Genomic DNA, 14,094 nt, shown 5'->3' on the forward strand with positions numbered 1-14,094 from the left:
AATCGTTGCCGTGCCGCCCTACGCCGGTCCTCCCGTCGCCTCCCGATCCGGTGATGCCGCCAGCCCCCTGCGGTTGCTGGCCTACCTCGCGCTGGCCATCACCCTGATCGTTCTCGATGACCAGGCCGGCTGGCTGGCGCGCCTGCGCGAGCAGGCCAACAGCCTGGTGCAGCCGGTGTGGGCGCTGGCCGGCCTGCCCGGCAAGCTCGGCAACCAGGTCAGGGATTCCGCTGCCAGCCACGGCCAGCTGGTCACCGAGAACCGCGAACTGCGCAATCAGCTGCTGCTGGCCAATGCGCGCCTGACCCGCCTGCAGACCGCCGCGCTGGACAACGCCCAGTTGCGCGAACTGCTGAACGTGGCCGAGCGCAGTGGCCTGGACGTGCAGCTGGCGCCGATCCTGGACATCGACCTGGACCCGGTGAAGCAACGCCTGGTGCTCGACGCCGGCAGCCGCGAAGGCGTGCATGTCGGCCAGGCGGTGATCGATGCCGGCGGCCTGATGGGCCAGGTGATCAGCGTCACCGGCGGCACCTCCACCGTGCTGCTGCTGACCGACCCCGACCACGCCGTGCCCGTCACCGTGGCCCGCAATGGCGTGCGCCTGATCGTCTACGGCCGCGGCGACAAGCTGGAGCTGCGCGACATTCCGCTCAGCGCAGGCGTGGAAGTGGGCGATGAGATCGTCACCTCGGGCCTCGGCGGTCGCTTCCCGGCCGGCTTCCCGGTCGGCACCATCACCGGCCTGCGTCCGGACGATACCCACGCCTTCCTGGTCGGCGAACTGAAGCCGGCGGCCCAGCTCGACCGCGGCCGCGACGTGCTGCTGCTGCGGCCCGGAGCCGCGATCCGGATTCCGGCGGAGCTGCGGCTGCAGCTGGAAGCGTCCGCGCCGGGTGGCCCCGCCAGCGCCGCCGCGGTACCGGCACAGGCCACCACCGCACCGGAGGCATCGACCCCCGCACCCGCACCACCGACCGGGGCGCCTGCCCAGCGACAGACGGCACCGGCAGCCCCGTTACCGGCCCTGGAATCGTCGGCGGTGCCACACGCACCGCAACCGGTCGAGCCGACCCCGGTCGTTCCGGAGGCCCAGCGATGAGCCGCCTGCGCGACAACCCATGGGTGCTGCCGGCCAGCCTGGTGGTGGCACTGCTGCTTGGCCTGCTGCCGCTGCCGGCGCTGCTGCAGCCGCTGCGCCCGTACTGGCTGGCGCTGGTGCTGGCCTACTGGGTGATCGAAGCGCCCGAGCGTGTCGGTCTGGGCATCGCCTTCGCCAGCGGCGTCATTGCCGACCTGCTGTACGGCGGGGTGCTCGGCGAACAGGCGCTGCGGCTGGTGATGCTGGCCTTCATCCTGCAGCGCTTCCGTGCCCGCATCCGCTTCTTCCCGATGTCGCAGCAGATGCTCGCCATCGGCGGCCTGCTGTTCAACGATCGCATTGTCAGCGCGTTGGTCCACATCCTGGTGGGCGAGCCGACGCTGCCGTGGTCGTACTGGTGGGCGCCGCTGCTGGGCATGGGCCTGTGGCCGCTGGTGTTCGTGCTGCTGGACGCGGTGCGCTTCGGCAAGCGCGGGCGCTGAGCCATGATCCCGCGCCGCCAGGTCAAGAACCCGCACGCCGAAGCCGAACAGTTCCGCCGCCGCGCGGCGCTGGGTTTCCTCGGCGTGCTGGTCTGCCTGCTCGGCCTGGGCGGGTGGTACTTCAAGCTGCAGGTGCTGGACCACGACGTCTACGCCACGCGCTCGGAGGCCAACCGCATCAAGCCACGGCCGGTGGTGCCGGGGCGCGGCATGATCTACGACCGCAACGGCCGCCTGCTGGCCGAGAACGTGCCGGCGTTCCGCCTGGACGTGACCCCGGACAAGGTCAAGGACATGGATGCCACCCTGGAAGGGCTGGCGAAGATCATCAGCATCAGCCCGGAAGAACTGGAAGCGTTCAACAAGTCGCGCAAGGCGCGCCGCAAGTTCCTGCCGGTCACGCTGAAGCTGCGCATGAACGACGAGGAGATGGCGCGTTTCGCGGTCGACCGCTGGCGCTTCCCCGGCGTCGAGCTGGAGCCTTACCTGACCCGCCGCTACCCTTACGGCGACCTGTTCGCGCACATCATCGGCTACGTCGGCCGTGTCGATGACAAGGACCTGGAGATTCTCGGTGAAGGCAACGCCGCGCTGACCCACATCGGCAAGTCCGGCCTGGAGCGCTATTACGAGCAGCAGCTGCGTGGCAAGGTCGGCTACGAGCAGGTCGAGACCAACGTGCAGGGCCGCGCGATCCGCACCATCGGCCGTGTTGCCGCACAGTCCGGTGCCGATCTGCGGCTGTCGATCGACGCCGATCTGCAGCGCGCCATGGTGGCCGCCTTCGGCGACCAGGAAGGCTCGGCGGTGGCGATGGACCCCCGTACCGGCGAGGTGCTGGCGATGGTCAGCCTGCCATCCTACGACCCCAATCTGTTCGTCAACGGCATCTCCCATGCCGACTTCAAGGCGTTGAACGAAAACCCGTCGCGGCCGCAGTTCAACCGACTGGTGCTCGGCGGCGTCGCCCCGGGTTCTACGTTGAAACCGCTGATCGGCCTGGCCGGCCTGGACTCGGGCGTGCGCCGTCCGGAAGACAGGATATTGTCCACCGGCATGTTCTACCTGCCCGGCACCAGCCGCGGCTGGGGTGACGCGCATCGTGGCGGCCACGGCTGGACCGACCTGCGCAAGTCCATCGCTGAATCGGTCAACACCTACTATTACCGGCTGGCGCTGGACCTGGGCATCGAGCGCTTCGACCATTACATGGAGTACTACGGCTTCGGCCAGCCGACCGGCATCGACCTGACCGGCGAGATCGGCGGCATCCTGCCGTCGCCGGCCTACAAGCGGAAGAGCCGCAAGGAAGCCTGGTACCCCGGCGACACGGTCAACATCAGCATCGGCCAGGGTGACTGGAAGGTCACCCCGCTGCAGTTGGCACGCGGCGTCAGCGGCCTGGCCGATGGCCAGCTGCGCACCCCGCACCTGGTAATCCAGCAGCGCGACGGTTTCGACAGCGACTGGACCGCGACGCCGCCCGGCGAAAGCAAGCCGGTCAGCCCCAATCCCAACAACGTGCAGGCCGTGCGCGAGGGCATGATGGCGACCATGCGGCCCGGTGGCAGCGGCTGGCGCGTGGCGGTCGGTGCGCCGTACGTGATGGCCGGCAAGACCGGTACCGCGCAGGTCATCAGCCGCAAGGGCACTGCCGCAGTGAATCCGAAGAGCCTGCCGATGCACCTGCGCCACCGCGCACTGTTCGTCGGCTTTGCACCGGCCGAGAACCCGGTGATCGCCATCGCGGTGGCGGTGGAGGGTGGCGGTTACGGTGGTTCGGCTGCCGCGCCGATCGCGCGCAAGGTGTTCGATGCCTACCTGCTGGGCAAGATGCCCGAAGGCATGCAGCCGTTGGACAGCGAGCGTGGCACCACCGCCATCGGCGCTACCGCGTTCGACAACGAAGACGCCGGCGCGCGCCACGCCGGTGATCTGGCCGCCGCGCAGCTGGCCGAACACCCGGTGCTGGTTGGCGTGCCCGCACCCGAACCGGCGCCCGCGCCGACGCCGGGTACACCGACCGCCGCCGCGTTGCCGGCCACGCCGCGCCCGGCCGCCATGGAGCCCGCACGATGAAGGTGTTCCTGCGCTGGGCCGGCGACATGCTGCGCCGCTTCTTCAGCACGCTGGACTGGGTGCTGTGCCTGGCTCTGGGCGCGCTGATGGTGATCGGCCTGGCGACGCTGAAGAGTGCCGGTGGCGACGGCCTGGTGATGGCCCAGGGCGCGCGTTTCGCAGTGGGCATGGCCGCTCTGTGGGGCATCTCGCGCGCGCCCATCCTGCGCATCCGCTCGGCCACGCCGATGATCTATGCGATCTCGATGATCCCGCTGCTGGCGGTGTTCGTGCTCGGCACCGGCAAATATGGGCGGCAATGGCTGGACCTGAAGTTCTTCTACCTGCAGCCGGCCGAACTGCTGAAGGTCAGCCTGCCGATGATGGTGGCCTGGTACCTGCACAAGATGCCGCTGCCGCCGCGCTTCAGCACCGTGCTGACCGCGCTGGTCATCATCGGCGTGCCGACCGGGCTGGTGATGCTGCAGCCCGACTTCGGCACCGGTGTGCTGATCGCTGCCAGCGGCGTGTTCGTGCTGTTGCTGGCCGGCCTGCCGTGGTGGTGGGTCGGCCTCGGCGTGGGCGGCGTGGCCGCGGTCGCGCCGGTGGCCTGGTTCTGGTTGCTGCGGCCGTACCAGAAGGATCGCATCATGATGTTCCTGGACCCGGAGATGGACGCGCTGGGTGCGGGCTGGAACATCATCCAGTCGAAGATCGCGATCGGTTCCGGCGGCTTCGATGGCAAGGGCTGGGGCGAAGGCTCGCAGTCGCACCTCAACTTCATACCCGAGCAGACCACCGACTTCGCGTTCTCGGTGCTGAGCGAGGAATTCGGCTGGATCGGCGTGGCCACCGTGCTGGCGCTGTACCTGGTGGTCATCGGGCGTTGCCTGTGGATCGCCAGCCAGTCGCGCGACTCGTACTCGCGCCTGCTGGCCGGTGCCACCGGCCTGGCGTTCTTCGTTTACGTGCTGGTCAACGGAGGCATGATTTCCGGCCTGCTGCCGGTGGTGGGCGTGCCGATGCCGCTGATCAGCTACGGCGGCACTTCCGCCGTATCGCTGCTGGCCGGCTTCGGCCTGGTGATGGCGGTACGCAGCCACAACCCCGTGCACGGCGGCTACGGCTAGCCGCCGTGCCTCCTGCTCCTGCGCTTTGTAGAGCCGAGTCATGCCGGCCGCTTCTGCTGCGTGAGAGGCAGTCGGCATGGCTCGACGCTACAAATGCAGCGCCGCGCTGACAGCTTCACGCAAGCACACATTGCTACCGTACCTGCGTGGAATGGAAACGACTGCTTGGCATCTGCCGTGAGGCGGTGCGCACGATCGATCTGCCGCTGCTGGCTGCGCTGTTGATCCTGATGGCAGCGGGCCTGGCAGTGCTGCACAGCGTGTCCGGTCCGGTGGCCGGGCAGGCGGTGCGCTTCGCCGGTGGCCTGGCCGCGATGTGGCTGTTGTCGCGCGTTCCGCTGCTGCGCCTCCGTGCGTGGACCCCGGCGATCTACGCGTTGTCGATGCTGCCGCTGATGGCGGTGTATGTGATCGGCACCGGCAAGTATGGGCAGCGCTGGCTCAATCTCGGCGTGTTCTACCTGCAGCCGTCCGAGCTGCTCAAGCTCAGCCTGCCGCTGATGATGGCCTTGTACCTGCACCGCCAACCGCTGCCACCTTCACCGCGCACGGTATTGACCGCTGCTGTGCTGATCGGCGTACCGGCCGTGCTGATCCTGCTGCAGCCCAACCTCGGCACGGCCACGCTGGTTACCGCCAGCGGCGTGTTCGCGCTGCTGCTGGCCGGGTTGCACTGGGGTTGGGTGGCCACTGGCGCGACGGGGCTGGCCGTGGCCGCGCCGCTGGCCTGGTTCGGCCTGTTGCGGCAATACCAGAAGGATCGCGTGCTGACCTTCCTCGACCCGGCGGCGGATCCGCTCGGCACCGGCTGGAACATCCTGCAGTCACGCATCGCGATCGGTTCCGGTGGCTGGGACGGGCGCGGCTGGGGGCAGGGCACGCAGGCCACCCTGGATTTCCTGCCCGAGTACACCACGGACTTTGCGTTCTCGGTGCTGGCCGAAGAGTTCGGCTGGATCGGCGTGGCCACCGTGTTCGCGCTGTACCTGTTTGTGGTCTGGCGCTGCCTGTGGATCGCGGTGCATGCGCGCGACACGCACGCACGGCTGCTGGCCGGCAGTCTGGGCTTGGCGTTCTTCGTGTATGTGCTGGTGAACGGCGGGATGATTTCCGGCCTGCTACCGGTGGTAGGCATTCCGATGCCGTTGATCAGCTACGGCGGCACCTCGGCGGTGTCGCTGCTGGCGGGGATCGGGTTGGTGATGGCGGTACGGGGGCACCGGCCCGTGCACGGGGGATAGGTTTCCAGCGAACGGCGCAGCCCCTCGTGGGTGGTTGGGTAACGCGGCCCATGCGTGGGGCGGGCGCGCGGTGGGTAACGCGGGGTGTCCGCGGCATGGATGCGGCGGACAAGCCCCGCTGCCTGCCCAACCGGGCAGCCCTCAGCAATCTGGCCTTCTGCAACCGCCCAACCACCCACGAGGGGCTGCGCCGTTGGCTGAAACCTTCCTGACTCTGCGCAACGCTTGTTGTGGAAGCGTTCTCACAACAACGCGCGGATGCCCGCGCACTGACCAAAGTCCGAAAAATTTGCGATCTGATTCACATTTTTACGCCGCGTTGATCCTGATCAATGGACTTGTCGTAATCGGCCTGCACAATGGCGGCCCGTTCGGCACGGCGCGCCGTCAATCGTTGCAGCGCGAGGGGGCGTCGGGCGGGAGCAGCACTGATCCAACGGATACAAGGAGCGCGGGGCACTGCCACTGGGGAGAGGCAGCCGCGCAGGTATCGGCCGGATCCGGTCGCCGGTTGCGTCTGCGGGGATGGGGACGCAACCGGCCACCTCTCTCTGAATGGGGAAGCACGATCACGACGTCTTCACATTTCCCGCTGAACGCGGGCAAATCGTTGTGATTCATGGTGTTAGGGGTTTTAATTCATCCATGACCTGCTAACCTGCGACGATGATTCGACGCACTCTGGCCTGCATGCTCACCCTCGGCCTGGTCGCCTGCGCGACCCAGCCGAAGTCCCCGCCGCCTTCGCCCCAGGCCAGCAGTACGCCGCGCCAGCCCGCCACCCAGGCCCATGGGCCTGCCGAGGCCGCACCCGAAGCCACCGCCGCCAGCGCGCCGCCGGTCGATCTCACTCCGGTGCCGTTCGACGTTGCGCGGGCCCGCTTCATCGCCGATACGGCCAAGCGCTATGGCCTGAAGCCGGAGCAGATCAGTAGCGTGCTCGACCAGGCGCAGGTGCGCCAGCCGATCATCGCCGCGATGTCGCGCCCGGCCGAGCGGGTCAAACCGTGGAACGAATACCGGCCGATGTTCATCAGCAAGGCACGCATCGATGGCGGCCGCGCGTTCCTGGCAGAGCACCGCGCTGAACTGGATCGCGTGCAGCAGCGCACCGGGGTGCCAGCCGAAGTGATCGTGGCGATCATCGGCGTGGAAACCAGCTACGGCAAGAACGCTGGCAGCCATCGCGTGCTCGATGCGCTGTACACGCTGGCCTTCTATTACCCGCGCAGCGGCGATCCGGCCAAGCTGGAACGCGAAGTGCGCCGCGAGCTGTTCTTCCGCGATGAGCTGGCCAAGCTGTTCGAGCTGGGCCGCGAAGAAAAGCTCGACATCACCACGCTCAAGGGCAGCTACGCCGGGGCGATGGGCATGGGCCAGTTCATGCCGTCCAGCTATCTCGATTACGCCGTGGACGGCAACGGCGATGGCCGTCGCGACCTGTTCAACAGCTACGACGACGTGTTCTCGTCCATCGCCAACTACTTCGTGAAGAAGGGCGGCTGGGTGCGCGGCGGCCAGGTGGCCGTGCCGGCCACGCTGGCGCCGGGCCGCGAGGAGTTCAACCCGACCGAGTGGATGCCCACTTGGTCGCTGGCCGATCTGGCCCAGCGCGGCTACCAGCCCAGCGCGCCGGTGCAGCCGGGCGCCACCGCCACCCCGATCACCCTGGAAGGCAGCACCGGCAAGCAGTACTGGCTGGGCTTCCAGAACTACTACGCGATCACCCGCTACAACCTCTCGAAGATGTACGCGATGGCCGTGTTCCAGTTGTCCCAGGCCATCGCCGGACAGGAGCTGCCCCCGGCATGAACATCAGATGGCTGGTCCCGAGCTTGATCGTCCTCGCGCTGGCGGCCTGCAGCAGCGCGCCGAAGAAGCCGGCTACCGCCGGCCATGCTGGCAAGTCCAGCGGCACGCTGGTGCAGGGCCGCGGCTCGCGCCCGGCGCACTGCCCGGAAGGTTCGCCGTATGCGGCGGCCAAGGAAGACCTCAGTACCCGCGGCAATTACACCGCCGGTGGCCTGTACAAGCCCGGGGTGAAGGACAGCACGCCCACCTACATTCCGAACGTGGCGTGCATTCCCGAGCCGGAAGTGACTGCCGAGGAACGCTCGGCGATCGGCAACAAGACGCCGTACGTGGTGCTGGGCAAGTCGTACAACGTGCTTGACGACACCCGCAACTACGTCGAGCGCGGTACCGCGTCGTACTACGGCGCCAAGTTCCATGGCCGCCTGACCTCCAACCGCGAGGTCTACGACATGTACCAGTTCACTGCCGCGCACAAGACGCTGCCGCTTCCCAGCTTCGCCCGCGTGACCAACCTGGACAACGGCGAATCGGTGGTCGTGCGCGTCAACGATCGCGGCCCGTTCCACGATGGCCGCGTGGTCGATCTCAGCTACGCCGCCGCCGTGCGCCTGGGCATCACCCAGCGCGGTACCGGCAATGTCGAGGTGCGCGCGCTGCAGCCGGGCGAGGGCAACCTGCTGGCGCAGAAGCCGTCGCGCCGGGAGCGTCGTGCTGCCGAAGCCGCCGCAACCACGGCTGTGGCCAGCGCGCGCCCGACGCCGGCCGCGCGTGTCGCCGACAGTGACATCGATCGCCTGGTCAACCGCCTGCCCGCCGATGGCGCCCCGGCACGTGGCCAGCCGGCCACCACACAGGGCGTGGCCAGCACCGCGCCAGATGTGGCGGTCAGCAGCCTGCCGCCGAGCGCGCCGCCGGTGCGCAGTACGGCACCGGCATCGGCCGTGGTGGCCAGTGCTGCTCCGCGCGTGGTGGCCCCGGCACCGGTGCGCAGCGCCCCGGCGGCGCCCAGCCTGTCGCAGCAGATGGTGGGCGCGGTGATGGTGCAGGTCGCCAGCTTCTCCAATCGCGACAACGCCAACCGCGCGATGGGCCAGCTCAGTGCCGCCGGCATCGTCGGCGCCACCATCAGCGACATCGCCGCCGGTGGCCGTACCCTGTTCCGCCTGCGCGTTCCCGCCAGCGACCATGCCAGCGCCGCGGAACTTGTCGGTCGCATCGCCGGTCTGGGCCTGGGTTCGCCGCAGATCGTCAAGGATTGATCCGCCCGGGCCGGTGCTGCCGGCCCGTGCTCCCCCGGCCTTACAATGGCCGTTACGTTCCACCCTCCATTCCCGGCCGTCCCCTGGAGCCTGCTGTCCAATGAATTTCCGTTCCGCCGCCACCGCCCTGGCCGCCACCCTGGTGGTGGGCCTGGCTTCCGCCCAGACGCCGCTGCCGACTCCGGCCACGCCGGCGCCCGCCGCTGCTGCCGCCCCTGCCACCGTCGCCACTCCGCCGGCGCCGGCGCCGAGCGTGTCCAAGGCCTGGGTGCTGATGGATTACGCCACCGGCCAGGTGCTGGCTGGCGAAAACATCCACGAGCAGCTGGCCCCGGCCAGCATCACCAAGGTGATGACGTCCTACGTGATCGCCGCCGAGGTCAAGAACGGCAAGGTCCGTGCAGATGACCAGGTGATGATGAGCGAGCGCGCCTGGCGCGAAGGTGGCGCCGGTACCGATGGCAGCTACAGCGGCTTCCCGGTCAACCAGACCGCACGCCTGGAAGACATGGAAAAGGGCATGGCGATCCAGTCCGGCAACGATGCCGCGATCGCCTTGGCCGAACACGTGGCCGGCAGCGAAGAAGCCTTCGCGTCGCTGATGAACAGCTACGCCGCCAAGATCGGCATGAAGGACTCGCACTTCGTCAACGCGCACGGCCTGACCGCGCAGGGCCACCACAGCACCGCGTACGACCTGGCACTGCTGGGCCGCGCGATGGTGCGCGATTACCCGGAAACCTACGCGTACAACAAGATCAAGGAATTCCAGGTCGGCAACATCAAGCAGCCGAACCGCAACCTGCTGCTGTGGCGCGATGGCAGCGTCGACGGCATCAAGACCGGCCACACTTCCGAAGCCGGCTATTGCCTGATGAGCTCGGCGCAGCGTGGCGACCAGCGCCTGATCGCGGTGGTGCTGGGCGGTGCGTCTGAGAAGCAGCGTGCCGATGACAGCCTGGCCCTGCTGAACTGGGGCTTCCGCTTCTTCGAGACCCATCGCCTGTACGAGCCGGGCAAGGCCGTGGCCGAGCACAAGGTCTGGAAGGGCACCACCGACAAGGTGCAGCTGGGCGTGGCGCAGCCGATGCTGGTGAGCGTGCCGCGCGGCCGCTACAACGACCTGAAGCCGAGCATCGACGTGCCCAAGACCCTGGAAGCACCGTTCACCGCCGGCCAGCAGATCGGCACCGTGAAGGTCACCCTGGATGGCAAGGTCATCGCCGAAGCACCGCTGGTGGCGGTGGCTGCCGTCGAACAGGCCGGCTTCTTCAAGCGCCTGTGGGACAGCTTCTGGATGTGGTGGGAATCGGAATGATCCACGCATCTGCGCGGTGAACGAAAGAGGCCGGCGAATGCCGGCCTTTTCCGTTCTTGGAGTCGAGCAAGGACAGTCGAGCATGGCTCGACGCTACAAGGTGCAGTTACAGCGAGCGGCTGATGGTGAAGCTGCCGAACACCGGCGACTGGCGCTGGCCGTAGAACTCGCGGGTGCTGTGGTAGCGCGCGACCGCGAACTTCCAGCGCCCGCGCATCACGGCGATGCCGTAGCCGCCCTGGGCTACCACGTGGCGCTTGTCCACGCTGTGGCTGCTGCGGAAGGTGTTGCCGTCCAGGGTGATATCGCGGATTACCCAGGCAGCGTCGGTGGTCGCGAACAGATGCCAGGACCAGCCACTGGGGCGGCCGCCCCGGGTCGGCGCGGTGTTCTCGCCGGCCGGGCGCAGCGGCGTGCTGCCGAAGTCGTCGGGCAGCTTCCAGCCGAAACGCACTTCGCCACCGGCATTGGCCTTGGTTTCCAGGTTGCCGATTGCGCCGCCGTAGTGGCTGATCGCATCCCAGCCCCAGCCGCCGGCATTGACGCTGGCATCGGCCGGCCAGCGGCGCATGCGCTCGTGGGTCAGCATGAACACCGGTTCGTTGTGCAGCTGGTTGTCCCAGCCTTCGAACTTCTTGTCGCCCAGGATGTTGTGCACCGCATCCTGCACCTGCTTGCCCTGCGCCCACGGGCCGACCACGCCTACCGCCAGCTGAGTGGTCTGCAGGCGGTCGCCGCTGCGCGCGTTGAAACCGAAGCTGGCCAGCAGTACGCCGGCATACGGCCGGTCGTCCTCGATCAGATCGCGCCGGGTCGGGTCGGTCGGGGTGAAGATGCCCTGGCCGATGCTGAAGATCATGTTCTGCTGTTCGAACCTGCCCGGGTGCAGGCCTTCCAGGTACTGGTTCACCCAACGCGCCATGCGCGGCAGGCACGGATCGTCGGTGTAGTCGACCAGGTTCGGCGAGACCAGGGTCAGCTGTGCGCCGTTGGTATAGCCCTGGTCCTGGTGGCGGCCACCGAACAGGTCGTTGTCGACGCGGAAATTGACCTGCGGCGGGTGGTCGCGCATCGCGTCCGGGCCGCATTGTTCGGCCGCTTGGGCGGCAAGGGGGAGGGCGGCGGCCAGCAGGCCGGACAGCCCGAGGGCTGCGACACTACGCATGGATGGAATGCTCATGGGTAAGGGGGCGATGGATTGTCGTTTTCTGCAACGACACGGTACTCGCCCCCACGTGATGGAACGAGCGCATCCCGATCACTTGTCTGTTCCGAAAACAACATTGTCCGGCCGATACAATTCCTTATGCGCCGGTGCGCGGGGTACCGCCCGGCCAAGGCCGGGGGCTGCGGCACAGTCAGCTGCGGTTGGGCCTGCCGGGCCCTGGCCTTGGCCGATTGCAACGCAGCAGCCCGCCGATGCTGCCTTTGACTTTGGTGAATACTCTTGGGTTTGTGGCCCTGCGGCCCGATAATGGGCCCATGGAAATCAAGTCCGACAACCCCGAACACGGCTTCCAGTTCCCCGGTCAGTTCGAGCTCAGCGCGATGGGCCCGGCCAACCGCGGCCTGGAACATGAGCTTCCGCGCCTGCTGCTGGCCGCCGGCATCGATGTCGTCACTGAACGCATCAGCTGGAAGCACTCGTCCAACGGCAAGTACGTCTCCATCCGCATGGTGTTCAAGGCCGAAAGCCGCGAGCAGTACGACCTGGCCCACCAGGCGCTGCGCGATCACCCGGAAGTGAAGTGGACGCTGTAGCCGACAGCTGTCCGGCCGAGGCGGCCCCGGAAGACCGTCCGCCGCGCCCGGCGGTGGTCCGCGACCTGGGGCGCCAGCCCTACGAGCCGGTGTGGCGCGCCATGCAGCGCTTCACCGACCAGCGCAGCGACGCCGATGCCGACGAGCTGTGGGTGGTCGAGCACGACCCGGTGTTCACCCTGGGCCAGGCCGGCAAGGACGAGCATGTGCTGGCGCCTGGCGAGATCCCGGTGCTGCACGTGGACCGTGGCGGCCAGGTGACCTATCACGGCCCCGGCCAGATCGTGGTCTATCCGTTGCTGCGACTGCCACGGCTGGGCATCGGTGTGCGCGACTACGTGTGCCGCATCGAGCAGGCGATCATCGACACCCTGGCCGAGTGGAACATCGGCGCCGAACGCCGTGACGGCGCCCCGGGCGTCTACGTCGGGGGCGCCAAGATCGCCGCCCTTGGCATCCGCGTGCGCCGCGGATGCACCTTCCATGGCCTGGCCTTCAATGTGGCCATGGACCTGGAGCCCTTCCACCGCATCAATCCCTGTGGTTACCAAGGGTTGCAGGTGACCTCGGTGGTAGACTTGGGCGGCCCCTCCGGGATGGATGCCGTCAAGCCGGTGCTGCTGGACCACCTGGCCCGCCAGTTCGGCCTGCTACTGCAGCACACGCCGGAACTGCCTGATCTTTCTGCGGCCGCCTGACCGCCCCCCGGAACTGCCATGACTGAAACCACCGCCCGTTCCATTCCCCTGCAGATCGTGCAGGGCGACACTCCGTCCGCCGCGCCGTTGCAGGCCGGGGTCAAGCAGCTGGGCGGTGACAAGATCAACCGCTCGCCGGTGCAGTTCGCCGACGCGCCGGTGCTGCGCAAGCCGTCGTGGATCCGCGTGCGCATTCCTTCGGGCAATGCGGTGCAGAACCTGAAGGCCAAGCTGCGCGAGAACCGCCTGGTGACCGTATGCGAGGAAGCGAGCTGCCCGAACATCCACGAGTGTTTCGGCCACGGCACCGCCACCTTCATGATCCTGGGCGAAGTCTGTACCCGCCGCTGCTCGTTCTGCGACGTGGCCCACGGCCGCCCCAAGCCGCCCGATGCCAACGAGCCGGCCAGCCTCGGCCAGACCGTGGCCGACATGGGCCTGAAGTACGTGGTGGTGACCAGCGTCGACCGCGATGACCTGCGCGACGGCGGTGCCCAGCACTTCGTCGACTGCATCACCGCCATCCGCGAGAAGTCGCCGGGCACCCGCATCGAAGTGCTGACCCCGGACTTCCGCGGCAAGGGCCGCATGGAACGCGCGCTGGAGATTCTGGCGCAGAACCCGCCGGACGTGTTCAACCACAACATCGAAACCGTACCGGACCTGTACCGCAACGTGCGCCCGGGTGCGGATTACCAGTGGTCGCTGAACCTGCTGAAGAACTTCAAGGCGCAGCACCCGGCGGTGCCGACCAAGAGCGGCATCATGCTGGGCCTGGGCGAAGAGTTCGAACAGATCAAGGCCACCATGCGCGATCTGCGCGCGCACGACGTGGACATGATCACCATCGGCCAGTACCTGCAGCCGACCGCGCACCACCACCCGGTGCTGAAGTACTGGACCCCGGAAGACTACAAGGCGCTGGAAGACTACGGCTACGAGCTGGGCTTCAGCCACGTGGCCTCCGGCCCGATGGTGCGCTCGTCGTACCACGCCGACGTACAGGCCAAGGGCGCTGGCGTCCGGTAAGCGGTTGCGCGATGCGCGCTACCGCTTCCCACGGTGCGCGCACCCCGTGGGCCCCGGCTTGCGATCACCCAGACCTCCGCCGCTTCGCGGCGGCCCCCTCACTCAGGGGGCTCTCCATCCGATCCCATCGGCACTCTGGCAGCGGGTGTTGTGGGGGCATGCTTTCCGGCCATTCACAATTTGCTACACCGGCCCCGCTAG

The 14,094-nt window shown here is 68.0% G+C and carries 12 protein-coding genes; 11 read left to right on the forward strand and 1 reads right to left on the reverse strand.

The features are described 5' to 3' along the window. Nucleotides 1-10 precede the first annotated feature (10 nt). The 8 genes from mreC to QZ853_RS09100 all read left to right on the forward strand — a co-directional run bounded on the left by mreC (nt 11) and on the right by QZ853_RS09100 (nt 10,405). Nucleotides 11-1,102: a rod shape-determining protein MreC gene (mreC, locus tag QZ853_RS09065; RefSeq protein ID WP_295572153.1), complete on the forward strand. Its 1,092-nt coding sequence runs from the start codon at nt 11-13 to the stop codon at nt 1,100-1,102. Next, a complete protein-coding gene (gene mreD, locus QZ853_RS09070) occupies nt 1,099-1,584 on the forward strand; it encodes a rod shape-determining protein MreD (RefSeq protein WP_021204559.1) in 486 nt (161 codons plus the stop codon). Before mreC ends, mreD begins: the two co-directional genes overlap by 4 nt. Nucleotides 1,585-1,587: 3 nt before the next feature. Continuing rightward, entirely contained in the window at nt 1,588-3,663 is a 2,076-nt protein-coding gene (mrdA, locus tag QZ853_RS09075; protein ID WP_295572157.1) for a penicillin-binding protein 2, read from the forward strand. Next, nucleotides 3,660-4,772 (forward strand): rod shape-determining protein RodA, encoded by a 1,113-nt coding sequence (gene rodA / locus QZ853_RS09080; protein WP_295572159.1) that lies wholly within the window; start codon nt 3,660-3,662, stop codon nt 4,770-4,772. The genes mrdA and rodA (QZ853_RS09080) overlap by 4 nt, the downstream gene beginning before the upstream one ends. A 146-nt stretch (nt 4,773-4,918) precedes the next feature. Then, nucleotides 4,919-6,013: a rod shape-determining protein RodA gene (gene rodA / locus QZ853_RS09085; RefSeq protein ID WP_295572161.1), complete on the forward strand. Its 1,095-nt coding sequence runs from the start codon at nt 4,919-4,921 to the stop codon at nt 6,011-6,013. Between the two features lie 666 nt (nt 6,014-6,679). Continuing rightward, nucleotides 6,680-7,825: a lytic murein transglycosylase B gene (mltB, locus tag QZ853_RS09090; protein WP_295572163.1), complete on the forward strand. Its 1,146-nt coding sequence runs from the start codon at nt 6,680-6,682 to the stop codon at nt 7,823-7,825. Continuing rightward, complete coding sequence (locus tag QZ853_RS09095) at nt 7,822-9,087, forward strand: septal ring lytic transglycosylase RlpA family protein (protein ID WP_295572166.1); 1,266 nt, start codon at nt 7,822-7,824, stop codon at nt 9,085-9,087. The genes mltB and QZ853_RS09095 overlap by 4 nt, the downstream gene beginning before the upstream one ends. 100 nt (nt 9,088-9,187) lie before the next feature. Further along, the gene (locus QZ853_RS09100) at nt 9,188-10,405 is read left to right on the forward strand and encodes a D-alanyl-D-alanine carboxypeptidase family protein (RefSeq protein WP_005411069.1); all 1,218 of its coding nucleotides are present in this window, start codon (nt 9,188-9,190) and stop codon (nt 10,403-10,405) included. A 106-nt stretch (nt 10,406-10,511) separates the two neighbouring features. On the opposite strand, the gene QZ853_RS09105 is transcribed toward QZ853_RS09100, so the two are convergent. Then, nucleotides 10,512-11,570 carry a lipid A deacylase LpxR family protein gene (locus QZ853_RS09105; RefSeq protein ID WP_295572170.1) on the reverse strand — a complete coding sequence of 353 codons (1,059 nt, stop codon included), beginning with the start codon at nt 11,568-11,570 and terminating at the stop codon, nt 10,512-10,514. Between the two features lie 317 nt (nt 11,571-11,887). On the opposite strand from QZ853_RS09105, the gene QZ853_RS09110 reads away from it, so the two are divergent. From QZ853_RS09110 to lipA, 3 genes are read left to right on the forward strand one after another with little or no spacing between them, the layout of a single operon-like run. Then, on the forward strand, nt 11,888-12,166 hold the full coding sequence (locus QZ853_RS09110; protein WP_295572173.1) for a YbeD family protein: 279 nt from the start codon (nt 11,888-11,890) through the stop codon (nt 12,164-12,166). Beyond that, nucleotides 12,154-12,864, forward strand: a complete 711-nt coding sequence (lipB, locus tag QZ853_RS09115; protein ID WP_295572176.1) for a lipoyl(octanoyl) transferase LipB — start codon at nt 12,154-12,156, stop codon at nt 12,862-12,864. The genes QZ853_RS09110 and lipB overlap by 13 nt, the downstream gene beginning before the upstream one ends. Nucleotides 12,865-12,882: 18 nt before the next feature. Beyond that, nucleotides 12,883-13,893, forward strand: coding sequence for a lipoyl synthase (gene lipA, locus QZ853_RS09120; protein WP_295572179.1), 1,011 nt, complete (start codon nt 12,883-12,885; stop codon nt 13,891-13,893). Nucleotides 13,894-14,094 lie beyond the last annotated feature (201 nt).

It is taken from the genome of uncultured Stenotrophomonas sp. (genome assembly GCF_913778665.1).
In the GTDB taxonomy this organism is placed as follows: Bacteria; Pseudomonadota; Gammaproteobacteria; order Xanthomonadales; family Xanthomonadaceae; genus Stenotrophomonas.

What these genes read in the sequence shown, in the direction of transcription:
- mreD (WP_021204559.1), top strand. Translation starts at nt 1,099, where the DNA reads ATGAGCCGCCTGCGCGACAACCCATGGGTGCTGCCGGCCAGCCTGGTG.
- mrdA (WP_295572157.1), top strand. Translation starts at nt 1,588, where the DNA reads ATGATCCCGCGCCGCCAGGTCAAGAACCCGCACGCCGAAGCCGAACAG.
- rodA (WP_295572159.1), top strand. Translation starts at nt 3,660, where the DNA reads ATGAAGGTGTTCCTGCGCTGGGCCGGCGACATGCTGCGCCGCTTCTTC.
- mltB (WP_295572163.1), top strand. Translation starts at nt 6,680, where the DNA reads ATGATTCGACGCACTCTGGCCTGCATGCTCACCCTCGGCCTGGTCGCC.
- QZ853_RS09095 (WP_295572166.1), top strand. Translation starts at nt 7,822, where the DNA reads ATGAACATCAGATGGCTGGTCCCGAGCTTGATCGTCCTCGCGCTGGCG.
- QZ853_RS09100 (WP_005411069.1), top strand. Translation starts at nt 9,188, where the DNA reads ATGAATTTCCGTTCCGCCGCCACCGCCCTGGCCGCCACCCTGGTGGTG.
- QZ853_RS09105 (WP_295572170.1), bottom strand. Translation starts at nt 11,570, where the DNA reads ATGCGTAGTGTCGCAGCCCTCGGGCTGTCCGGCCTGCTGGCCGCCGCC.
- QZ853_RS09110 (WP_295572173.1), top strand. Translation starts at nt 11,888, where the DNA reads ATGGAAATCAAGTCCGACAACCCCGAACACGGCTTCCAGTTCCCCGGT.
- lipA (WP_295572179.1), top strand. Translation starts at nt 12,883, where the DNA reads ATGACTGAAACCACCGCCCGTTCCATTCCCCTGCAGATCGTGCAGGGC.